The following is a 21,779-nucleotide window of genomic DNA, read 5'->3' on the forward strand; positions in this document are numbered from 1 at the left end:
TATACGAAAACGAATACATCAGGCCAAGAAAAACCTTTTGTGGAAATTCAAAACAGGCTCTTAGGAATACTTTTGTGCCTCTGCCTCCTCAGCTGCGGGGGCAAGGCACAAGAGACGGAAGAAAAGAAGACGGTCGAAGTGCCGCAGCCCGGCGCATACGGTTTCCCGAAGGGGATGAACGTAAAGTGCGAAGTCGTACTGAAAGTAACCTTTAACTATTCGCTTGATGACGTGATTTGGACACGGAGTTCCGTGTACCCATGGGCGCACGGGCGAGAGGAATATGCGCTATACTATTACGAAGACGGGCAATGGAAAGACATCACCGAGGAGACGATTGCCCCCGAACTGCGGGAAGCATTCCGCAAAATCCTTATGGGGGATTCTTATCTTTTCGCCGGAGTGGATTACACGACGGAAATTCCGCTCTACAATTATTCCGCCTCTTCGGTAAAAAAGGGATTGTATAAGATTCTTTTCGCAATCGACCGCAAGCCCTGCTATGTTATCTTCGAACTCTAAACCGAATCCGCAGCAGCCCCGTTTCCGGCTCCTGCGGATTTGTTTTTGCCTGATAATCCGACCGCCAAACCGTTGCCTAATCCGCCGATTATGCTAACTATCTTTACGAAGCAAAAGGCAGCCAACAATATATCACCTTAGATGATTGTGTATATACATCTGCTTGTGTCCTCACTCCTAGCAGAGTAGGACTGCTGTCTTGACAGCCTAGGACTGCAGTCTTACCCCTATTAGGACTGCAGTCCTGCCTTATTAGGATTTTAGGAGGACTGAGATGCGTCGGACGGAGCAGTGATTTCCATAAAAAAGCGAGATATGCTGTTCACTTCTGTCATATAAAGACCGGAGTGAAGTCTATCTGCAAAGCCTGGGCTATTCGCAGGAAACTGGAAAGCTGCATATCCGTTTCGACTATTATTTCAGAAACCGGGCGATTTCTTCCTTGTCCCGGTTCAACTGGGCTATCAATGCCTCGATGCCTTCGAACTTCTGTTCCTCACGGATGTATTGCATGAACTCTACCCGAAGAGCGTGCTGGTACAGGTTGCCTTCGAAGCCGATGAGGTGCACCTCGATACTCCGCTCGGTGCCGTTGCCTATCGTGGGGCGGCTGCCGATGTTCAGCATGCCGGCGTAGCGTTTCCCCTCCACATACGCGTAAACGGCATAGACTCCTTCTTTCGGTACCAGCTTGTCGGGGCAGGACGGTTGGAGGTTGGCGGTAGGGAAGCCCAGTTTGCGCCCCACCTGATAGCCGCTTACCACCTGCCCGTCCAGGTAATAACGATAGCCCAAATAGCGGTTGGCACGCGCCACATCGCCTTCTTTCAATAGGTTGCGGATGAGGCTGGAGCTGATGGACAGACCGTCTTCTTCCAACGCTTGGGCATGGATTACCTCCATACCCAACTCTTTCCCATAGCAGCAATAGTCCTCGAAGCCTTCGCTCCGGTTGTGCCCGAAGCGGTGGTCGTAACCGATAACCAGTGCCTGTACGTTGAAACGGACGTGCAGCAGTTCCATAAACCGGCGTGCTGAAAGCAGTGACAATTCGTGCGTAAACGGCAAAAGGATGCAATAATCGGCATCCTCTTGCTGTAACAAATCTTTTTTCTGAGGAAGGCAAGTGAGCCATTGCGGACAATAACTGCTTTGCATGACCTGCCGGGGATGGACAGGGAAAGTAACCAGCGTGCTCTGCAATCCTCTGGCTTGGGCCTCGCGGTGCACTTGCTCTATCAAGTATCGATGTCCGCGATGCACACCGTCGAAGCACCCGATAGTGGCTGCGCAAGGCGGAAACGCAAATGGGCTTTCGGCACTGATTATTTCCATAAGTAGATGTTGAGAATTAGTTTATATAATGTGGTCGGCTCAGAAACGCAGATTAACGCAGATTTTCGCGGATTCTTTTAATTTACTATTTTTCGATTTACGAAGTACGATTTAAAGTTCAAATAGTAGATAGTAAATTGTCAAATCGTAAATTAAAAGAATCTGCGAAAATCCGTGAAGATCTGTGTTTCTGGTAATATCATTTAATTTTGCACACTTACTTATCAGTTCTTAGACAAACGCTTGATGCCTCGCCAAATCTCGCCAATCCATAATACGAACGACGTGCCGCCGATGATATAAAGCCATTCCATAAGCGGAAGCGGTTCGGTGCGGAACACTTTGCCGCCGAAGGTGACGATGATGAACTGTCCGACCAGGATAATCAATGCCACACTCAGCATACCCAATGCGTGGCTGGCGTCACGGAAGATGGAATGGTTGGTTCCGAATACGCTGGCATTGAACAGATTCCAGAACTGGAGCATGACGAATACCGTGAAGAATACGGTAAGGTAGTGCACGTTCATTTCGCCGTTGGGAAGCAAGCCTTCGGGTAATCCCTTGAAATAAGCCAACATACCCATCAGGATGACGAGGAATCCCAACCCTACGCCAAAGATGTTGTTGCGCATCGCCGGCGTGATGATGAAGTCGGTACGTTTACGAGGTTTCTCGTTCATCACGTCCATGCTGGGCGAAATAGATGCCAGTGCCATGGCGGCGAAGGTGTCCATAATCAAGTTCACCCAAAGCATCTGCGTCACCGTAAGCGGAAGGGAAGTGCCGAAGAATGCGCCTAACAATACGCTCAGCAAAGCTACTACATTAATGGTCAGCTGGAATACGATGAAACGCTGGATATTCTTATACAAGGAGCGTCCCCACATCACGGCGGTGGCAATGCTATGGAAGGAATCATCGAGCAAGGTGATGTCGCTCGCCTCTTTAGCCACCGATGTACCCGTACCCATCGAAAGTCCTACCTGTGCGTGGTTCAATGCCGGGGCATCGTTGGTCCCGTCGCCTGTTACAGCCACTACAGCACCTTTCTGCTGCAGGAGTTGCACCAATCGTTGCTTGTCCATCGGGCGGGCACGGCTCATCACTTTCAAGTCGAGCACACGGTCGAGTGCTTCTTCATCGCTCAAAGCGGCAAACTCCACACCCGTAATACGGTTGCGTTCGGTATCTTCGGGTTTCCACAAACCTATCTGACGGGCAATCTCGGTAGCTGTTCCCGGTGTATCGCCGGTCACAATCTTCACGCTGATGCCTGCCGACTGGCATTTCTTTACGGCATCAGGCACATCGGGACGAATCGGGTCACTGATGGCAAAGATGCCCAAAAAGGTCAATCCGCCCTCGTTTACCAATTCGGCACAATCGGTCGATGCATCCGTGGGCACTATCTTATAGGCAAGCCCCAAGGTACGCATTGCCTTGTTCTGGTAAGCAAGCAGCTGCTCATTATTGGCATCTACCTGTTCCTTGCTTACGTTGCATTTTCCCATCACGATTTCAGGCGCACCTTTCACGTAAAGTATCCGCTTTTGCTGGATAGGCGAATCTACCAGCGTAGCCATATACTTGCGTTCGGTGGAGAACGTAAGTTGGTTCACCACTTTAGCACCTGCCCGCAGCGTTTCATAATTCTTACCCTTGCCGTTGAGCCAAAGCAGCAGTGCCACTTCAGTTGGATTTCCTACACCCGACGGCTTTTCACCTGCCGCTTTCTCTTCAAGGAAAGCGGTAGAGTTTGCCGCAATGCCTTCTGCTATCAGGTCGGGTTGGCTTTCATCCAGTTTTGCGTCATATACCTGCATCAGATTCTGTGTCAGTGTACCGGTCTTATCCGTACAAATTACGGTAATGGCACCCATTGTTTCGCAAGCATGCATCTTCCGCACCAGGTTATTGGTTTTCAACATCCGGCGCATATTCAAGGCAAGACTAAGCGTAACACTCATCGGCAAGCCTTCGGGAACAGCCACAACAATCAAGGTAACCGCCATCATGAAGTATTTCAATACAATGCGGGCGATGTCAAGCCATTGATGCCAATCGCTTATTGTATTCACCTGCAAGTAAGCATACAGATCTTTCGAGGTAAATATAATAAAGGTAAGGGCAGCAATCGTAAATCCGACTTTCCCGATAAGGTCGGCAAGTTTGGTCAACTGGATGTTCAGCGGAGTCTGCTCTTGGCTTTGCTCCGTAGCCTGACGGGCTACTTTGCCGATTTCGGTAGCATCGCCCACGCGCTCTACTCGCATCATGCCGTGACCGTCGGTAATGGTCGTGCCGCGCATCACGCTGTTCGATGGATAGGTGGCTTCCTCGTCAAAGTCGGCTTCCACCGTTGTCTTGTTCACCATCAATTCTCCGGTCAAGCTCGATTCATTCACCTGAAGCGATACGGCTTCCAGCAAGATACCGTCGGCTGGCACTTCTTCACCCGTGTTCAGAATGACGATATCACCTACCACCACATCTTTGCGAGGAATCTCGTGTACCTTCCCGTTTCGGATAACCGTAACAGGAGTTTCTTCGCCCACTGCATTCAGCAGGTCGAACTTTTTGTTCGCATCGTATTCGAAATAGAATCCGATGCCTGTAGCCAAAAAGATAGCAAAGAAAATGCCAATGGTTTCGGCATATTCATTCTCAATAATAGAAATGATAAGTGAAAAGACTGCAGCGACCAACAACACCCGGATAACAGGGTCTTGGAATTTTTCCAGATACAGTTTCCACATAGATGGTCGTTTGGGAGGAGTTAGAAGATTGACTCCATACTTCTCACGACTGGAGAGAACTTCCTGATCAGACAATCCAGTCAGGTGCGGTTCATTAGTTTTTTGTGACATAATGCCTGTTTATTAGTTAATTTAAGTGCCGCAAAAATACAATATATATTGGAAGCATTGCTCGTGATTAGTTTTTTTTTGCAAAAAAACCGCTTAAGTATTGCAAAAGTCAGTCAAAACAATTACTTTTGCACCAGTTTTTAAGGGATACTTCTAATAGGACTTGTAGCTCAGTTGGTTAGAGCAACAGACTCATAATCTGGAGGTCCCAGGTTCAAGCCCTGGCTGGTCCACTCGAAAACAAAGCGTTAATTGCACGAAATCAAGCAGTTAACGCTTTTCTTTTTGCCCTCTTTATGCTCCTGTGGCAATCTTAAACATACAGTTATCTGTGCCTTTCACATCATTTGTTGACTAATTGTTGACTAATTAAAAGATGTGCAAGATGCTGACTATCAAAGCAGAAATCAAGAAGCAAGAACAGAAGTTGGATGGAACGTACAATGTCAAGCTACGGTTTACCCTTGACCGGAAAGTAAAGCGTTTGTCAACGAGTTTGTTTGTCACCAACAAAGACTTAACTAAAGACTTGAAAATCAAACAGACATCATCTATCAGGCAAGAAGTGGATAGCCTGATTCGCAGTTATCAGGAGAAGTGTGCCAAGCTACAAATTGAACTAAACCATTATACACTTGATGAAGTAATGGACTATTTGGACGGTGAACGTCAGAAGCAGCAAACTATTGACTTTATAAAGTTCAGCCGTGAATGGATAGCCTCAACCACTATCAAAGGAGCACCCAATTACACTTCTGCCCTTAATGCGCTAATCCGCTTCATTGGTAAAGAAGAATTGGACGTGAATCTGATAACCCTTGATTTCTTGGAGAATTTCAAAGCGTTTCTAAATAAAGAACGTGAAGCAAGAACTAAGAAGCTGATAGCACAAGGTAAGCGTGTTCCCTCTAACCGTTCTTTGTCCCTTTATTTGGTGAGCATAAAGAAACTATTTAATGAAGCTAAAAAGAAGTACAACAAAAAAGACAAGAACCTGATTCTGATACCCCACTCACCTTTTGAGGACTTTGCCATACCCAAACAAGAAGCCACACGCAAAAGAGCCATATCCACAGACATCATAAAGAAGATATGGAAGTTGCCTTATAAAGACATGAAGAAAGGCTATAAAGCCACTTGCCGCTATAATCTGGCGAAAGATTGCTTTATTCTCTCATTTTGTTTAATGGGTATCAATTCAGCAGACCTCTATAATGCCACAGAAATGAAGAATAACACTATCACCTATTATAGAACCAAAACGAAAGACCGCAGATTGGATAATGCGAAGATGGTAGTAGATGTTCCTCAAATAATTTTGCCTTTAATAGAGAAGTACAAAGACAAGACAGGTAAGCGGTTATTCAACTTCTATCAATACTATGCAGATGAAAAAGGCTTCAACAAAGCTATCAACTATGGACTAAAAGAGATTGGTGCTATATTAGAAGTGGATGATTTGGAATATTATGCTGCGCGCCATAGCTGGGCTACCATTGCCTTGAACAAAGTTGGCATTGATAAATATGTAGTTCATGCAGCTTTGAACCACATTGACGATTCTATGAAAGTGACCGATATTTATATAGAGCGTGATTTTGTGAATGAGAATAAAGCTAATGATAAGGTGGTGAGATATGTGTTTGGTAAATAGTTCTGAAAGAGTGACGCAAATCTATCTTGACAGCTTTGACAATGAGCAGATTGATGAAGCGATGAAATCACTACTTTAATAAAAATAATCCTGTTTATCAGAACGATAGGCGGGATTATTTGTAACTTTGCCCTATAATGAATAACATAAAATATGGAAAGAGATTATTTAAGACTACTGTTCACAATGGAGGAATTCATACGTCTTGAACCTCGATTAAAGAAATGGTTTGGAATAGATAGAAACAATCCGTACATACAAGAACTTTTTGGTAACTATGCAAGCATAAAGTTAGATGAATCTTCCAACAAAGAAAGATACATGAATGAAAAAGGGCATTATGATGTCAATGCTTACGCAGAAGCGCATTTTGAAGCGTTAGCAAAAGAAGAATTGCTTATGAGAATATCAACAGATACCTATTTGCTTACCATAGAGGATTTCTGCGAGAAAAACCAACTTGAAATTACAGAGAAAGACGAAGTTTACCAAGTCTTGCTCTATGCCTGTGCCCTATTAATGAGAAATAAATTGGAAACAACGGAATCCACACTGGAAGATATGAATTACGAATATCAAGAATACATCCATGCCATCCGTCCTGATATGTTGAAACTATACATAGGCTTGCACCACAACGATAGTCTGAATGATAAAGTCAAGAAATACCACAAACAATGCAGAATATCATTTGGTGATTTAAGCCCTATAAAGATAGACGAGCAGACACCGTGGTTTCAGGAAGCACTTGACCGTTATCTTGAAAAATATCTTGGTGTAAAAAGCGTAAAAGAAGCCGAGCAGGAATTATATGCCATTTATGGAAAAACTGTTGGGGCTAAAATGAATGTGAACGCAATAAGATTTATGTGGGGAACTTATCACTTGCTGCAAGATATACCTAACTGCAAGTCCAAGACTGAAAAATCTGTAACCAAAAAACAAGGCAGGATTATCGCAGACTTGTTGAACAGGCTCAATTTAATTGAGTACAAGGAAAAAGAAAGCTTTTTGGATTATATGGATGGGGAGAGAATTCGCGTGTCGTTAAAAAATTATCTCATGCAATATGATTCGATTGACGATATAATCAAAGCAAAGCAATATAAGACCTCTCCCAATAATACAGATTCATCAAGATATTATTAGCAAGCCTTTTCATTCGATATGATTTTTAGAGGGTGTGTCCGAATAGACACACCCTTTTTGTTTAGTAAAAAACTCTCTAAAAACAGCTTTAATTACTTACCAATGTTCCCCAAGAATAATACCGACCTTTGCAACGCAATCCGATACGAAAAGCGAGATGCAGCATAGCTTTAAGTGGGTAGGTCGCAAGAGTTAAAAGTACAAAATTGAACAACATGAGTTTTACATTTGCTGGCATTATGCAACAAGTTGAGCAGTCATATAATAATACGGCAGCTCACACCGAGTTAAAAGCGATGATGAATCGCAATGAAAGATTATCCCTCTACTTCACCATAGACCGATACGGCTATGAAGCAATTAGAGTGGAAAGCAAGACAACCAAGAACTTTGCCTATCAAATCAACCAAGAAGCATTTGCATGGGTGATGAACTATCTATTGAAAGGTGAAACCGAGGACTTCAACGTGAAGCCCGATGCGGTAGCCAAGTCCGAAGAAACAGACGCTAACAAGTTCCGCAAGGATATGTTGAAACTGTTTGTGGAAAACGGAATAGGAAACATTCAGTTTACCCCTGAATTTCGGGACAGGACAGGCAAACTTACGGGAGTAGCCAACTTCCGTTACGGAACTATCCTTTTCTTTATGGAGCGTGACGAGGAAATCACAAGCTATTTGCGAGAAAGAGGATTGATTAGATAGGCATTATTACCAACCGAGAGTTGGGGAGCAACCAAAAGCTCTCCACTCTCTTAAAAAACACTCGAATTATGATAAATATAATCTTACCAATAAATAAAGGGCAACGCTTGTCTGATATTTACACGATTGAAACAAATACTATTCTTTGTAAGACGCTTACAGGATTGGGAGCTACTTATTCAGAAATCAAGGCTGAACGCCATTCTATTATTATAGAGTTAAACCAACCGCCCATTGTGGGCAAATGTAAAGACCCGAAACACAAGAAAGACAACCTTTTCGGGGTAATGCAGAAAGTCACGGTAGATGATGTGATTGCATATCTTGAAGACACCATTGCCAATGGTAAACTCATTAAGATACTATGTACACCCGAAAGTTTCTACAAGGTCAAGCAAGCCTTTGAATACTTGGAACTGAATATGTACACAATGTGCTTCATGTTGTTGGATGAGTGCCACAAACTTGTCAAGGACAACGATTATCGGGAGGATATAACTTTGCCAATAGACGATTTCTTTCATTTTGACGGGAAAGCTATGGTGTCAGCAACCCCGATTATTCCCTCTGACCTACGTTTTGAAGAACAAAATTTTATACTTGTAGAAGTCAAGCCCGATTATGATTATACCAAAGCAATGAACATAGTCCATACAAACAACGTGCTTGAAGCGTTGAAAGTGACCCTGCCCCAAATTCAACAGGTACAGGAAGAACCGAGAAGCATTTGCTTTTTCATCAACAGCACAGACATGATTCTTCAACTTATGAATAAGCTGAATATCATTGAGGACAGTGTGGTGTTTTGTTCCGCAAAGAGCGTGGATAAACTGAAACGAAGCGGATTCAACCGAGCTTATGATAATTGGAACGACAAGCACAAGAAGCCTTATATGTTCTTTACAAGCCGTTTTTACAGTGCATTGGATATAGAACTTGACGAGAAACCTGATGTTGCCTTTGTGACAGAGCCTTACTTTGCTGAATATATTATGATAGACCCTTGCACGGATGCGGTACAGGTAATCGGACGGTTTAGGGGTGGAGTTTCCACCATACACCATATCGTGAACACCAATGAAAGCTACCCTGTTAGAACAAAGTCCGGCATAGTAGAATATCTAAAAGCAAGTAGAGAAGCATATATGACGATAAAACGGATATATGATTGTACAACCTCTTTGGAAACAAGAAACGCTTTTAAGGCAGCGTTGGATATATTGCCATTTAACAAGATGCTGAAAAACGGCAAGATTGATTATTTTGCCATTGACAACTATATGGATGAAGCATTGGTTAAGTCCTCATACAACAACATTGACTTGCTCATGTCACTCTATGGAAAGACAAGCCATTTCAGAGCGGAAATATCCGATTCGCTATTTTATCCATTAGGCGACAAGGAACGGTTGACATTGGAGAACAAGAATACATCAATAAAGGAAAGCCGTAAAAAGTTGGTGGAGATTCTTGAATCTTTGAAAAACGACATGGATTCTCCCATTGTCCAAACGCACATAAGGGAACTTCGCAGACTTGACCCTTTTATAGTGGAAGCCTATGAAACGGTAGGAAAGGAAGTGATAGAGATTAACAATTACTCACCGAAGAAAATCAAAGAAGCCATGATACTGAAACGCTATCGGGAAAAGACGACAGGTGTTGAGTTTGTCCAACTATTGAAGAACTCCTTTCAAGTAGGGAAATGCTATACATTGAAATATATAAAGGCTGAATTAGTCAGACTTTATAAGATGCTTGACATATCGCCCAAAGATACGGTTACAGCACAGACGATTCGTGAGTTCTTCCAAGTCGAAGAATTATAGGAATAACTTTGTCATTCTTTTATAGTTGCAAAAACAAACAGCAACCTATAAATTATGCTTCTATCGACAGCTTGATAGTTGGCAAATGGAAAATGGTGGAATATGCTGATGGTTATGTTAATGTTCTTGACACACTTGGTTTTTACAAGAACGGTAAGGCTGACTGCCCACCTGAAACGGGTAAATTTACCTACCACCTGATAAAGCCTGATTTGTTGATTATCTATAATAAGGGCTTTGGAGAACAGCATTTCAAGATACTCAAACTATCCAATGACAGCCTTATAAAGCAACTTAGACGGCAAAGGATATATGCAGACAGCATAGACGAACTTGTAAGCGGAGAGATTGAGAAATATATAAGAGTGACAAACGAGTAACAAGATATACGTTTAATATAAAAACAAAAGACAGATGAAAACATTAAGAATTATGGGGTTGCTCTTTGCTCTTATTACATTGAGCATAGCTCCCACAACAAGCAATGTGCAAACTTATAAAGGCTCTATTGAGGGTGGCAGAACACTGCATACCGATGATATGGGACTGTTTAGTACCACTGATATTTACACAACACATGGTTTTCAATTTAACCCATACCTTTATGTGGGTGCAGGTGCTGGAATACGTTTAGGAGATAGCTATACTGCCATTCCCATATATGCAGATGTTAACTACACCATGTTAAAGAAGAAAGTTTCTCCCTTCATAGATGCAAAAATCGGATATAGCCTACTTGATGAATCCGGGAGTGGGTGTTAATTGGAACTTCTATAAAGGATTATCTGTGTTTCTAAAAGTTGGATATACCTACAATGCCAACCCTTGTGATGATTGGATAAAGCCAAATGAAATGGGATGGGTGTCAGAACAAAATAAAACGGATATTTACCCTCATGGTGTGTCTGTTTCTATTGGCTTCGGCTTCTAAAAAACTTGATAAGAAGAAATGGCATTTATTCAATATGGATGCCGTTTCTTTTTAGCTGGTACTTTTTTTGAACGGAATCCAATTTATAAGACGGAGTAGAAAATAGTCCTCTTGCTAAAAATCATACTTGAAAGGCATTTATCAGTGGCTTATTGTACTATAATTCAACAATATTCACTACCTTTGCTCAAAACAAATCATAGACTATTATGTGCGAATATGCAGAAATAGAAAACATTCAACTCTCCAATGGAAAGACCGTCAAGGAAGTGAATGAGAATGTCCGCAAGGAAGTGGAACACATTTACTTGGAGGGCTGGGCAAAAGGCATTTCTATTCCATTTTGGGATAAGCAAGGCAACTTCTATTTGGCTAATCCTGACGGTAGTGAAGATTTGGTAGAGTTCAACCGTAAGGAAAGAAGCTACAAGGTTATTTCAAGAGTTGCAGACAAGGGGAAAGGCAGATACGCTTACCTGTTAAACAAATAGGAATGGAAACACGTCCTGAATTTACAGTAATAGCAGGTGCAAACGGAGCTGGTAAGAGCCGTTTGTCTCCTTATTATTTGCATTGCAAATCTTTTGATGGTGATTTGCTTGCACTCAATCTGCGTAAGGAACATCCTGATTGGATAGAACGCTGGATAAGTGGTACAGTAGCAAGCGAATTGCAGAAGCAAAAAGATGAAGCCATTGCACAGCATAAAGACTTCGCTTTTGAAACAAACTTCTCCAACGACCTTATTTTGAACATGATTGGGGAGTTCAAGGAAGCCGGATATAAAATCTCGCTTTTATATTTCGGCTTAGGGTCTTTGGAAGAAAGCACAACAAGGGTGATGCAGAGAAAGTTATTTGGAGGACACGATGTTGCGAATGAAATCATAGAATACAACTTCTATGAGGGAATCAAGCGTGTACAAGAAAATCTGCATCTTTTTGACAATATCACATTTGTAGACGGGAACTCCAATTATGGAGAAATAGTGGCAATCTATATCAAGAAATCAGCTAAACACGAAATCACTAATCAGAGCTACGAATGGTTTAACCGTTTCTTTGCAGAAGCATTTGATAAACTAAAATAAAGGTAGTTTTGTCTATGGATAAAGAGCAAGCTATAAAATTGGCACAGCGATATAAAGCGGCAGTCGCAGAACGGTTGCCCTTAAAGGCTCTTTACCTCTATGGCTCATACAGCAAAGGCAACCATACAGAGGACAGCGACATTGACATTGCTGTTCTAGTAGAACGAATGAGCGATGATTACTTTGAAGATACTCCATTACTGTGGAAACTGAAACGTAAGATAAGCAATCTTATAGAGCTAGTCCTACATACAGAGGACATCAACAATCCTCTCTATGCAGACATTCTCAAAACGGGAATACTGATATAAAAGCAGGAATCACCTACCGGAACAAATACCTTATCATAAAAACTATACTATCTCTCAATATAGGAATAGTTGTAAACAAATTACTAAATATAGCCTTTATCATTGCATAAACTCATAAGAATGACTATCTTTGCAACAAGAACGAATGTTGACTGATTGTTGACTAATTCATTCTTAATAGAGTTCATTAACTTGTTAGCAATGATGTGCAAAGGACTTGCAGCTCAGTTGGTTGCATAGGAAAGCGCAGCTTTTCTATGCCGAAGAGAGCAACAGACTCATAATCTGGAGGTCCCAGGTTCAAGCCCTGGCTGGTCCACGTTAGTAATCAAGCACTTACGAGAAATCGCAAGTGCTTTTTTCTTTGTCTGCGTAAACAATGCGTAAACAAACGGTTTGAGTAGGTTCTGTTTACACATAGAAATTCTATGAAATCCCATGCCATTCTATAACATAATTCATTGAAATATTCTGTTAATATGACTCTACTTGGCGGTTAAATAAGTTCAAATATATTCATTTACATCTTGATTTATAGAATAATATTGTACTTTTGTATTGCATAATGCATTTGTGGCAAGCCATGACCTTTGGTGGTATTCTTTCTTGAAAAAGAAAAGTGAGTTTGCCTAACCGCCGTGGGAGGGTTATCCCATTCCGATGAATCAATGCGTAGAGGGAGTGCCAGTCGGAGGGTACTCTATGACAAACGAAACGCGAGAGTTGCTTCAGGGGTTGAGATCGATTAGCATAAGCCCGGTTACCAGTCAGCGACAGAAGACAACGAGATTGCACCGCTGCATATAACGGCAATGTTTTTATCCGTCTAGGGATAGGGACTCTGTGGTTATATGCAGTGTTTTGTATATGTATGCCTCACATTGCAAAGCGTCTGTATTCAGAGGTTATGTTGAACATAAACAATGAATGCAATGGAAAAACTGACAAAGTCCCTGTCGCTTTTCAAGGAACGGAACTGTTCTGTTTCTGTCGTGTTGGATTCACGTACTCGCAGGAAAAACGCGTGCGAGTTTCCGTTATCTCTCCGTTTCACGATAGACCGCAAATTCTTTTATCTTATTGTCGGAAGTTCTTTCACTGAAAGAAAGTTCTCAGACATCTGTAATGCGACTAAATGCAAGAGCGAGAACTACAAACTTCAAAAAGAGTGGAAAGATACCTTTGTTCCCAAATACAAAGAAATGCTGATGAATCTGGACAAGGGTGGCATCCTGACATTTGAAATGGTACGTCAATGTGTCATGGGTGAGGGTGTGATGCTATCCAAAGAAAACATGACCAAGTCACAATCCTTTATTGATATATGAACTATTAAAAGACAAGAATCAAGGGAATTGGAAAATCAAAAATCATTCCATCAATAAACGTTGATGATATGTTGAAAAAGGCTGGAATCAGCCATGAGATAGAGGCTGAAAAGCAGGATGCAGACAAGCGGTTCACAGAAATCCGTGAAGCAAAAGAGGCATTGCTGAAAATCCATCAAGACCTTCAGGATGCTATTAAAGCAGAGCGTGATACTGCAATGATATTGAAAACTGCTATTGATAGTTCCGGCAATATCATTAACGGTATTTGCAATGCGATTGTAAAAGCAGAACGAAACACGCGGTTCAAGGCAACTATAAAATTCGAACATCTTGTCCAGCTTCAACAGCTCTTAAACCAAGCCACTGAGACATGGAAAACCATGCTGGGAAATCACCGTTCCGAACAGGCGAAGATGCTAACGGAACATGAATCCAATATGCGCAAAATCCTTAGGCGGAATGAAGGTGTTTGGTTCTCTGACTTCTGGATGAAAGTATTGGTGATATTTTTGTTCGTTTATACGATGGCATTAGGGTTGATTGTATATTGTGTCGCGTGAAGTGTCATGTGCGATGCCATCCAATATGGACGGTTTTCTGCCTCTAACATGCTCCAGTCTTTACCAACAACTTGTTAGCAAATTAAAAAGCAAAGTTCGGAAAAGCGACTGAACTTCGCCGCCATTTCCTTAAATACCCCTTTCTGAATAATCAATACTTTCATTAGATTTCAATCAGGTTCGGAAGGTTGAAGTTCGTGTAATCTCCATTCATGATCGCACCATTTGAGAAAATAGTTGAACCATCTTTCTTTACGCCATGCTGTTTATGGATATGGCCAAACAGATGCAAACGAGGCTTTATTTCTTCCACCCTCGCCAGAAGTTCTGTCGAACCATACTTTATCCCATCGTAAAAATCAAGAATACCATAGGGTGGGCAATGGGTTATCAATACATCCGTGTCGGCAGGTATGGCAGCATAGTTACGGCTCTGACGTTCAGAGATACAATCTTCCATGAACATGGGAACGCCATAAAAATTAACGTCATCAATTGTTACGCCGGAATTGCATAGGTAATACACATTCTTATCCAACCCGTCTATCTTGGCTCCATATAGGCAGGCATCGTGATTGCCACAGATAAAAATTTTGTAGGAATAAGGGAGGTCGCAAAACCAGTTCATAAAATCAATGGCTTCTTGCTCACTTCCATTCATGGTGAAATCCCCTGAATGTACAAGGATGTCAGCATCGGGTAGCTGGGTGAGCCGCCGATGCTGACTGTGGGTATCGGAGAGGTGAAGGATGGACATCATTATTCAAATTGAATACTTATTGCAACTCCTTAGATGCGAATTTTGCTAATTCTTTTAGTTCATTGATTATTATATCATTATCCGTGTTTATGCTAATCTCTTTACAAATGTGCCACCATGAATTATTATCCTCATACAACTCGTATGTTTCGTATCTTCTCAACTTCTGCAACTGCCCTTCTGTTACTTTCCCGGAACGTTCAGCAGTTTGGGGCAACCGTCTCAGTCCTATCTCTATTTGGTCGCCAATGCTTCCATCTTGATATAGTACCATCGTAAAAGCTGCATAATAATTGTTTTCAGTAATGCAACCGCACGACATCCACTCCCTAGTCCAGTCATCAATATCGTTTTGAGGATACTCAATATTATCGTAAAGGTAGTATATACCTGCAGTAAAACCTTCCTTTACCAATATATCGCGAATAGCCGTCATTCTTTCATTACGGTTTTTTGTTCCTCCTTTTTCGATGAAAGTAATTCCTCCTACCCTAAAATCTACTGGCTCAAGTAGAGCATATACTTCCTTGTATATCTTGCACATACGAGTGAAAGTCTTTTCTGCGAAGCACTTTGCCTGCTTTGCATCACTATTTAACATTGCATTAAATAGTTCGTCGAAATCGGATATATCATCATCAGCCAACAAGCCTGTAGGATTCTCTTTATATTCCTCCCAGTTTGCCTCATTACTTTTTGCCCTGTTCACCCAAAATGGTATGGCAGCCATGTTCCCATTGTTATCCTTCCAAGCCTTGCAATAATCAGTGTATGCCTGTCTCCAACTTCTTTGTCTGTGTATCCAGTCTTGAGGTATGATATGGTCGAAATCCCAAGGTCTGTTTTTGTCTTCCCATAAATCTTGCCGTGCTGGGTCGTAATTAGGAAATCTCTTACACATATATTCCCGTTGCGCGTAGAGTAGCATTTCTTCGTTGTAAGAGACGGTTTCCCACAGCGGCCACCACGGCATACTGCCGCGCCCATTCCCATCAGGTCGCCAGTTCTTATCACCCTCTATTATAAACAAGCTCCTAAATGCTTCTGGCGACAACAAGGGGATAATCGTCCCTTTCACACACGACACCAACAACACTCGCTTTATAATGGTTCTCCATTCGTTTAGTGGATTGTTTGCCACAGCCTTGTATATACTATTTGCCACACCAAACTTATCGCCGACCATCCAGTGAAGATAGTAAGCCGTTGCTCGAAATAGTGCCTCTTCCTTTAATATCGGATCTATCTGTCCCTCTTCTTTCCACTTGGCAAATATCATCAGCAACAGGTACACTTCGGGCGACTTACGGGCAATTGTGGTTCTTAATACTTTAGGTATCTTATCATAATTGGTCAGCCAATGGTCTACTGTAACTAATATGTGGCTCATTATAGAGCCTTTCCCATCAGTACAATACAGTTCGTTTATTGCTTTACGTACACCATCGTCACCAGCCAACTTTCTGATTTTCGCCACAGATGGTGCTCGTTCAAGTCCCTTGCCCGTAGTAGAGAGTACGAGTTGGAAAGCCAATGATATCAGTGTATGCGGAGGCATGTAGAGTGTTGCCAATCTATCGTTCTCTTCCGTCAGTTCCGGCCAATAAGCCTTTACTGCTGAGTACATCAACTCGCTTTGGGTGATCGGTGTACCACCGGTGCCGATACGGTTGAAAAGTATCTCTATGTCCGAGAGTGCTCCGGCCTCACCTTTATCTTCGCTTTCATTTTCGATGGTCTCTTGGAGTATGTTAATGGTCGGAACCTTATAATGCGACAGTCTCTTGAATGCTTCATAGTACTTGACTATCAAGTCATCATTTATTTCGTCCACTTGTTTCAGCTTGAACTTTCTGGATGTTTTGTTTTCTTCTATTTTGTCCATGATACATTTCGCAAAGCCATCTTTGTCCTCACCATGCTCCTCACCTGCGACTATCATCCAGCACAGAGGAATGGGTAATCCCGATTCTATAGGATAAGTTTCAGTCAGGCTGATTGTGCCTTCGTATTCGTTGCCTGTGTTTACTCCAAATTCCTGAAGCGCAGCTCTCTTTTGCGCCGTATTAAGCGTAGTGCAGTCATCGTTAGCCTTATAACCCCAAGGGTGTGCCTTTGTGGTGGCACGAATGATGTATTTTCTGGTTGTCTTACTACTACCCCACACTTTATCATCGGGTTTTAGGTCAAACCATAAGATACAATCTTCGTGCGAGAAAGTACCATATCCCAAGGCCACAGCATTCCAACGTTGTTGCCCATCAATTAGGTTATATATATCTGTACCCTCTGTGTGCAAATGCGAAAGAGTGAAAGCACCGATAGGGAATTGGCGTAGGATAGAGTCCCACAACAACTCCACCTGATGGGGTTTCCATACTAACCCTCGTTGTATAGCCGGGATTTTTACTTCTGAATCGATCCTTGTCCAATTCGACATTTCTTTCAACGTCCATTCTGTTTTCATATAAACATGTTTTATTAATTAAATCATTTATTTTGCATAGAAACAATTGACATACATAGCTCCCCTCTCTTTTATCAGGATTATGACACCTATATTGTCTGATGAAAAGACTCTGTCTGATGAAAAGTAGCTGCATTTATAGTTTCCCTCCACAATTCTCCACCTTTTTCAATTCGCCTGCATCCTGTATCTCCCTTAGAAACAACCGTGCGCACATCTCGGCATCATTGCCTGCCCGGTGGTGTTGCCCGTAAGATATCTTGAATTGGTCGCAAAGGTAATCCAGACTGTTGCAACCGAAGTTGTATAGTCTGCGTGCTGCACGGAGGGAACAATAATAGGTAATGTCAGGCTTCTTAATGCCGTATAGTTCCAACGAATGACGGATGCAACCGATGTCAAAAGCGGCATTGTGAGCCACAAGCACTGGTATGTCTTTAAGGTATTTGCTGATTTCTGCCCATATTTCCGGGAATTCCGGTGAATAGACAGTATCATTCGGTCGGATGCCGTGAATCTGCATGTTCCAATAACTGTAACTATTTCCTTGCGGACGGACAAGCCACGAACGGGTTTCCACAATCTCTCCGTCACGCACTACGCAGATGCCTGCTTCACAGATGGAAGCACGTTTGCCTGTAGCTGTCTCAAAATCTATGGCGATGAAATTTATTCCTTGCATGGTTTATCCTCCTCTTTCCAAGTGTAATAGTCCAACATGTTTTTTGCAAAATTGCGCATTTCGTTGCGCACTGATTCCGGTTCCAATACTTCCACTTGGTCGCCTTGGGCAAGAACCAACTGATAGAAATCGAAAGTCGGTTTCAGATGGTACTCAAAGAGCGTGGACTCGTCATCGCCCTCTATCTCCCGTTGTGATTCGTGCAAGGGTAAGGTACGCAGATAATCGGCAAAACCGCCATAAGCCAAAAGAACAATGCGCTGTATGGGTTCATTCGATGTGATTACTCCACAGCATCCTTCAAAATATTGATTGATATTGAAGTTCTTCTTCATTTTGAATGTCTTGCCCGTATCCTGAATGTCTGAAATACGGTCGAGGGCATATACCCGTTAGACATCGGCGGGCTTGATGCCTTTTTCTTTGTTCCGCTCCGAATAGTACGGGCTGCGTGCCACCACATACCAACGACGCTTCACGACTTTTAGGCAATATGGTTCAATCTCAAATGTGCTGGGTTCCGGTTTGCCAAAACCTTGGTGCGTGATGCTCAACACATGATTGCGACGCATAGCCTCGGCGATGGATGTAAGCCATATTTGTCCCGAAGGGATTTCTTCAAATATAATCCGATCCTCCAATTTGTTATCCGCTTGGATTTGGTTCAATGTAGCGTATGAACTGATGAGCCAGCTGCGCAGGTTGTTACCCTCTATGCGTTCCGGCTCGTCAATGTAATAACGGTATCCGTCCTTCCGGTCGCACTCTATATATACATCGAAGATGTCTTTGATGGCTTTTTTGTGGTTATGAAAGGTCTTCAAAGGCAGTTCCTCGCCATAACCTAATCCGCTTTCCTGCCAAAGCTCATTGATTTCCTGAAACGTCAGCCGTTTGTATCTGCGCAAGATGTCCATCAGCCATACGTATCGTCCAAAAAGATTTGCTGCCATATTGCTGTCATTTAATGGTTATGCCACAAAGTTACGCATTTCCTTGTGCCAAATCGTAGCTCAATATTAAATTTTCTCTTTTTCCTGCATTTCTTTTTATGATATGCCTCGTTTTGGCACTTGCCGACATTTACTTTGCAGCAGAATTGAAGTTAAACCTTTTAATAACAAGTAGTATGGCAACAAAGAATTGGAACAACGATTTTATGGCTAAAGTATTGGAAGAAGCCGCATGGAAAGAACTGTCGAATGAATTTGCGTGGAATGAGCAACTGCTGGAAAAGTACAAGGACAAGGTGTCGTGGAAAGAGATTTCCGACAATCGGAACATTCTTTGGACTGTATCCATGATAGAGAAGTTCAAGAACAAAGTAGATTGGGATGAGCTTTCCGGTTCCGACAACGAACATCTGTTTACGGCTGAAAATCTGGGAAAATACAAGAATTGTTGGAACTGGTCTAAATTGTCGGGTAATTCAAGCGTGGAACTGACTCCCGCGCTCTTGGAACAGTTTGCCGAATATTGGGATTGGAGTGAAATCATCGACTGTTATAACCGGGATGATTTGTACAGCATGGAGTTTCTGGAGAAATACCAGGATTATATTCCGGCATCCGCCCTGCAGCGTTCACGCCTGTGGGATAAATTGGTTGAAGACGAAAAGAAACAATTAAAGATACGTATTCTTTCATAAAGTAAAATGAAAACGATAGAAAGCTGTTCCGTCCCACATGGTACCGGACGCATCACAAGGATGAAATCATCGGAAACATTCGTGATACGGTGGACATTATGAATGTGATAAAGCCAATCTATAATTTCAAAACAGCAGAATAATATGGACGAACCTAAGATGTTGTCAGGTTTAAGCCAAAGTGATTACAGCTATCCGTTGGCTGACGTGTCGTATTTGTCGGAAGAAGAGAAAAAGGATTTGCTAAGACGAGGGATGCGCAGGCCGAAGGAACTGTATTCCGATGAGGAGTTTGAACAATGGGTAACGGTATTTGCTGAATGGAACACATACAGCCACAGCAACGGCCATAAGCCTACGGAAGAAGAAAGAAACTCCGAAAAAATGGCTACCGCAAGTTATGAGCGTGGCTTGTGGTATCACCGCAAGCGTTTCAACGAATGGAAAAAAGAACATCTGCAACCGCTCATTGACGAGTTGGTGGAACATGCCGCCCACGACCCGCAATATGACTGGCAATATCTGTATGCTTTGGAGTGTGCCAAATTGCGTTGTATGAGGGCTTACTTCTCACATTCTTTGATAGCGAACGAGAATGGTAACTTCAGCTTCAACCGCTGGATAGATATTTGCATCAGCCTGCTGCAACATATCAAAGGAGATGGCCTGCACATCTCCCGGCAACAGATTGAACGAATGAATACCAGAAATGTAAAGAATATAGTTCCTTCCACTCTAGTGGGCGCTTATGAAGAAGCGCCTGCACCAAGTGATGAAGAAGACGGTCTTCCCGACAAGTTCTATTATGGCGAGAAGATATATGTCCGCAAGATGGAGCGGCTATATTACCGGATACGTCTTTACAAGATGAGGGAGTGGTGGGAGTAAAACAAACATTATCGGCAATAACCCTAAGATAAGACAGGGACATCGGTATATTGGCGTCCCTGTCTTAAACTTATTTTTTGTTCAATAACAGCGTAACCTTTACTTCCTCTTTTTCATAATTTTCTGTCTGCGTACCAAACAACATGTTTGTGTATCCAAGATGTTGCATCACGGATTTACGGAAGGTCTCAAGCTCCGTTTCATCCAGCGGGCAGTGAGAAGGACAACGGATGAAGATAACGGCACTGTCATACTTCGTTAGGTCGAGCAGCTGATATTGGGTCATTGACTCCAAAATGTAGGTGAGGCGCGAATTAGTATCTTGCATCACCGAGTGGTAATCATACTGTCTGCCGTATTGAACATTGAGCAGAAACTCCACGTCGCTCCGCCTAAAGGTGCTGCCTTCGGCGGAAAGCATCCTTACCAAATTCTCTCGTGCAGCCATTTTGCGCAGATATTCTTCCCGTTTGTCCTGACGGTATTCTCGCTTTCGTTTTGAGCGGTTCATGCGATTGTTAAAGAAGTCACGCGCGTTTGTCCACGTAACATAACGCCGTCCGTCTTTCCCTTTGCTGCGTAGGCGGCGTGGAGTTTGATGCCGCCAGATGCTTTCCTCCAGTTTATCCAAAGCAACTTCATACTTATTATTCAAAATCTTTGGTCCAAATTTTCTTTGCCATGTTTCTTCTCTTTCGTCAGGTGAGAATCCCCAATAAGTGATTTCCCACAAGCAATGCATGGCAAGCTCTTCATCAGTGAGGTGTATATCATCGGCCACGACAATTTCTTTGGCCAAATCTTCTTCCCAAGTACAGTCGTGCATCGGGCTTACGCCAATCCATTTTTCTTCATCTTCCCATTCTCCGCCATGCCATTCTACAAAGATTTTACCTTCAAAATTATTTGCAGGTTTCATGTTACGAAGAATGTCGTATGCCTCGCGGAAGGCGTAGAGATTGTCCAGATGTTCTGGCTCGTGTTTCTCCAGATCCGGAAGAAGCTCGTCGAAGCCGACTTGCGTTAGTAATTCTTTTAGTGTCATAAT

At 42.6% G+C, this 21,779-nt stretch carries 19 protein-coding genes, 2 tRNA genes and 2 pseudogenes; 16 read left to right on the top strand and 7 right to left on the bottom strand.

Annotation, left to right across the window (positions count from 1 at the left end):
- The first annotated feature begins 39 nt into the window (after window positions 1-39).
- The gene (locus B5G04_RS04795; RefSeq protein ID WP_022038630.1) at window positions 40-522 is read left to right on the top strand and encodes a hypothetical protein; all 483 of its coding nucleotides are present in this window, start codon (window positions 40-42) and stop codon (window positions 520-522) included.
- A gap of 414 nt (window positions 523-936) precedes the next feature.
- On the opposite strand, the gene ribF is transcribed toward B5G04_RS04795, so the two are convergent.
- On the bottom strand, window positions 937-1,857 hold the full coding sequence (gene ribF, locus B5G04_RS04800; RefSeq protein WP_087396078.1) for a riboflavin biosynthesis protein RibF: 921 nt from the start codon (window positions 1,855-1,857) through the stop codon (window positions 937-939).
- Window positions 1,858-2,081: 224 nt separating this feature from the next.
- Window positions 2,082-4,727 (bottom strand): calcium-translocating P-type ATPase, PMCA-type, encoded by a 2,646-nt coding sequence (locus B5G04_RS04805; protein WP_087396080.1) that lies wholly within the window; start codon window positions 4,725-4,727, stop codon window positions 2,082-2,084.
- Window positions 4,728-4,886: 159 nt separating this feature from the next.
- Here B5G04_RS04805 and B5G04_RS04810 point away from each other — a divergent pair.
- The 13 genes and pseudogenes from B5G04_RS04810 (at window position 4,887) to B5G04_RS04865 (ending at window position 14,286) form a co-directional block, all read left to right on the top strand.
- Window positions 4,887-4,960, top strand: a tRNA-Ile gene (locus B5G04_RS04810).
- A 152-nt stretch (window positions 4,961-5,112) separates the two neighbouring features.
- On the top strand, window positions 5,113-6,381 hold the full coding sequence (locus B5G04_RS04815; RefSeq protein WP_087396321.1) for a phage integrase SAM-like domain-containing protein: 1,269 nt from the start codon (window positions 5,113-5,115) through the stop codon (window positions 6,379-6,381).
- Window positions 6,382-6,534: 153 nt separating this feature from the next.
- Entirely contained in the window at window positions 6,535-7,530 is a 996-nt protein-coding gene (locus B5G04_RS04820; RefSeq protein WP_087396082.1) for a hypothetical protein, read from the top strand.
- Between the two features lie 296 nt (window positions 7,531-7,826).
- On the top strand, window positions 7,827-8,234 hold the full coding sequence (locus B5G04_RS04825) for a hypothetical protein (RefSeq protein WP_225226234.1): 408 nt from the start codon (window positions 7,827-7,829) through the stop codon (window positions 8,232-8,234).
- Window positions 8,235-8,302: 68 nt separating this feature from the next.
- Window positions 8,303-10,063 carry a hypothetical protein gene (locus B5G04_RS04830; RefSeq protein ID WP_087396086.1) on the top strand — a complete coding sequence of 587 codons (1,761 nt, stop codon included), beginning with the start codon at window positions 8,303-8,305 and terminating at the stop codon, window positions 10,061-10,063.
- A 92-nt stretch (window positions 10,064-10,155) separates the two neighbouring features.
- On the top strand, window positions 10,156-10,443 hold the full coding sequence (locus tag B5G04_RS04835) for a hypothetical protein (RefSeq protein ID WP_143269915.1): 288 nt from the start codon (window positions 10,156-10,158) through the stop codon (window positions 10,441-10,443).
- Window positions 10,444-10,477: 34 nt separating this feature from the next.
- Window positions 10,478-10,825, top strand: a complete 348-nt coding sequence (locus B5G04_RS04840) for a hypothetical protein (protein WP_225226232.1) — start codon at window positions 10,478-10,480, stop codon at window positions 10,823-10,825.
- Between the two features lie 378 nt (window positions 10,826-11,203).
- Window positions 11,204-11,485 carry a xenobiotic reductase B gene (locus B5G04_RS04845; protein WP_087211849.1) on the top strand — a complete coding sequence of 94 codons (282 nt, stop codon included), beginning with the start codon at window positions 11,204-11,206 and terminating at the stop codon, window positions 11,483-11,485.
- A gap of 2 nt (window positions 11,486-11,487) precedes the next feature.
- Window positions 11,488-12,084 (top strand): zeta toxin family protein, encoded by a 597-nt coding sequence (locus tag B5G04_RS04850; RefSeq protein ID WP_087396088.1) that lies wholly within the window; start codon window positions 11,488-11,490, stop codon window positions 12,082-12,084.
- A 14-nt stretch (window positions 12,085-12,098) separates the two neighbouring features.
- Window positions 12,099-12,395: a nucleotidyltransferase domain-containing protein gene (locus B5G04_RS04855; protein ID WP_087396090.1), complete on the top strand. Its 297-nt coding sequence runs from the start codon at window positions 12,099-12,101 to the stop codon at window positions 12,393-12,395.
- A 213-nt stretch (window positions 12,396-12,608) separates the two neighbouring features.
- A tRNA-Met gene (locus B5G04_RS19680) sits at window positions 12,609-12,714 on the top strand.
- 613 nt (window positions 12,715-13,327) lie between these two features.
- Window positions 13,328-13,714 (top strand): annotated as a pseudogene (locus tag B5G04_RS04860) (integrase); the annotation flags it as partial.
- 77 nt (window positions 13,715-13,791) lie between these two features.
- Entirely contained in the window at window positions 13,792-14,286 is a 495-nt protein-coding gene (locus B5G04_RS04865) for a hypothetical protein (RefSeq protein WP_087396092.1), read from the top strand.
- A gap of 163 nt (window positions 14,287-14,449) precedes the next feature.
- On the opposite strand, the gene B5G04_RS04870 is transcribed toward B5G04_RS04865, so the two are convergent.
- The 4 genes and pseudogenes from B5G04_RS04870 to B5G04_RS04885 form a co-directional block, all read right to left on the bottom strand.
- The gene (locus B5G04_RS04870) at window positions 14,450-15,043 is read right to left on the bottom strand and encodes a metallophosphatase domain-containing protein (protein WP_087396094.1); all 594 of its coding nucleotides are present in this window, start codon (window positions 15,041-15,043) and stop codon (window positions 14,450-14,452) included.
- A 19-nt stretch (window positions 15,044-15,062) separates the two neighbouring features.
- Complete coding sequence (locus B5G04_RS04875) at window positions 15,063-17,513, bottom strand: DUF262 domain-containing protein (RefSeq protein ID WP_087396096.1); 2,451 nt, start codon at window positions 17,511-17,513, stop codon at window positions 15,063-15,065.
- Between the two features lie 136 nt (window positions 17,514-17,649).
- The gene (locus B5G04_RS04880; RefSeq protein WP_087396098.1) at window positions 17,650-18,195 is read right to left on the bottom strand and encodes a 3'-5' exonuclease; all 546 of its coding nucleotides are present in this window, start codon (window positions 18,193-18,195) and stop codon (window positions 17,650-17,652) included.
- Window positions 18,183-19,148 (bottom strand): annotated as a pseudogene (locus tag B5G04_RS04885) (WYL domain-containing protein). Before B5G04_RS04885 ends, B5G04_RS04880 begins: the two are co-directional and overlap by 13 nt.
- Window positions 19,149-19,324: 176 nt before the next feature.
- Between B5G04_RS04885 and B5G04_RS04890 the strand changes: the two are divergent.
- Both B5G04_RS04890 and B5G04_RS04895 read left to right on the top strand, forming a co-directional pair.
- Window positions 19,325-19,843, top strand: coding sequence for a hypothetical protein (locus tag B5G04_RS04890; protein WP_022039926.1), 519 nt, complete (start codon window positions 19,325-19,327; stop codon window positions 19,841-19,843).
- 144 nt (window positions 19,844-19,987) lie between these two features.
- Window positions 19,988-20,731, top strand: a complete 744-nt coding sequence (locus tag B5G04_RS04895) for a hypothetical protein (protein ID WP_087249063.1) — start codon at window positions 19,988-19,990, stop codon at window positions 20,729-20,731.
- A gap of 70 nt (window positions 20,732-20,801) precedes the next feature.
- Here B5G04_RS04895 and B5G04_RS04900 read toward each other — a convergent pair whose 3' ends face one another.
- Entirely contained in the window at window positions 20,802-21,776 is a 975-nt protein-coding gene (locus B5G04_RS04900) for a DUF6557 family protein (RefSeq protein ID WP_087396099.1), read from the bottom strand.
- Between the last annotated feature and the right edge of the window lie 3 nt (window positions 21,777-21,779).

The organism is Bacteroides sp. An51A (assembly GCF_002161565.1).
Taxonomy (GTDB): domain Bacteria; phylum Bacteroidota; class Bacteroidia; order Bacteroidales; family Bacteroidaceae; genus Phocaeicola; species Phocaeicola intestinalis.

Bases quoted from the DNA above. Each gene is read 5' to 3' on its own strand.
- B5G04_RS04815 (WP_087396321.1), top strand. From the start codon at position 5,113: ATGCTGACTATCAAAGCAGAAATCAAGAAGCAAGAACAGAAGTTGGAT.
- B5G04_RS04865 (WP_087396092.1), top strand. From the start codon at position 13,792: ATGTTGAAAAAGGCTGGAATCAGCCATGAGATAGAGGCTGAAAAGCAG.
- B5G04_RS04880 (WP_087396098.1), bottom strand. From the start codon at position 18,195: ATGCAAGGAATAAATTTCATCGCCATAGATTTTGAGACAGCTACAGGC.
- B5G04_RS04835 (WP_143269915.1), top strand. From the start codon at position 10,156: ATGGTGGAATATGCTGATGGTTATGTTAATGTTCTTGACACACTTGGT.
- B5G04_RS04830 (WP_087396086.1), top strand. From the start codon at position 8,303: ATGATAAATATAATCTTACCAATAAATAAAGGGCAACGCTTGTCTGAT.
- B5G04_RS04870 (WP_087396094.1), bottom strand. From the start codon at position 15,043: ATGTCCATCCTTCACCTCTCCGATACCCACAGTCAGCATCGGCGGCTC.
- B5G04_RS04850 (WP_087396088.1), top strand. From the start codon at position 11,488: ATGGAAACACGTCCTGAATTTACAGTAATAGCAGGTGCAAACGGAGCT.
- B5G04_RS04845 (WP_087211849.1), top strand. From the start codon at position 11,204: ATGTGCGAATATGCAGAAATAGAAAACATTCAACTCTCCAATGGAAAG.
- B5G04_RS04900 (WP_087396099.1), bottom strand. From the start codon at position 21,776: ATGACACTAAAAGAATTACTAACGCAAGTCGGCTTCGACGAGCTTCTT.
- ribF (WP_087396078.1), bottom strand. From the start codon at position 1,857: ATGGAAATAATCAGTGCCGAAAGCCCATTTGCGTTTCCGCCTTGCGCA.
- B5G04_RS04820 (WP_087396082.1), top strand. From the start codon at position 6,535: ATGGAAAGAGATTATTTAAGACTACTGTTCACAATGGAGGAATTCATA.
- B5G04_RS04855 (WP_087396090.1), top strand. From the start codon at position 12,099: ATGGATAAAGAGCAAGCTATAAAATTGGCACAGCGATATAAAGCGGCA.
- B5G04_RS04805 (WP_087396080.1), bottom strand. From the start codon at position 4,727: ATGTCACAAAAAACTAATGAACCGCACCTGACTGGATTGTCTGATCAG.
- B5G04_RS04895 (WP_087249063.1), top strand. From the start codon at position 19,988: ATGGACGAACCTAAGATGTTGTCAGGTTTAAGCCAAAGTGATTACAGC.
- B5G04_RS04875 (WP_087396096.1), bottom strand. From the start codon at position 17,513: ATGAAAACAGAATGGACGTTGAAAGAAATGTCGAATTGGACAAGGATC.
- B5G04_RS04825 (WP_225226234.1), top strand. From the start codon at position 7,827: ATGATGAATCGCAATGAAAGATTATCCCTCTACTTCACCATAGACCGA.
- B5G04_RS04840 (WP_225226232.1), top strand. From the start codon at position 10,478: ATGAAAACATTAAGAATTATGGGGTTGCTCTTTGCTCTTATTACATTG.
- B5G04_RS04890 (WP_022039926.1), top strand. From the start codon at position 19,325: ATGGCAACAAAGAATTGGAACAACGATTTTATGGCTAAAGTATTGGAA.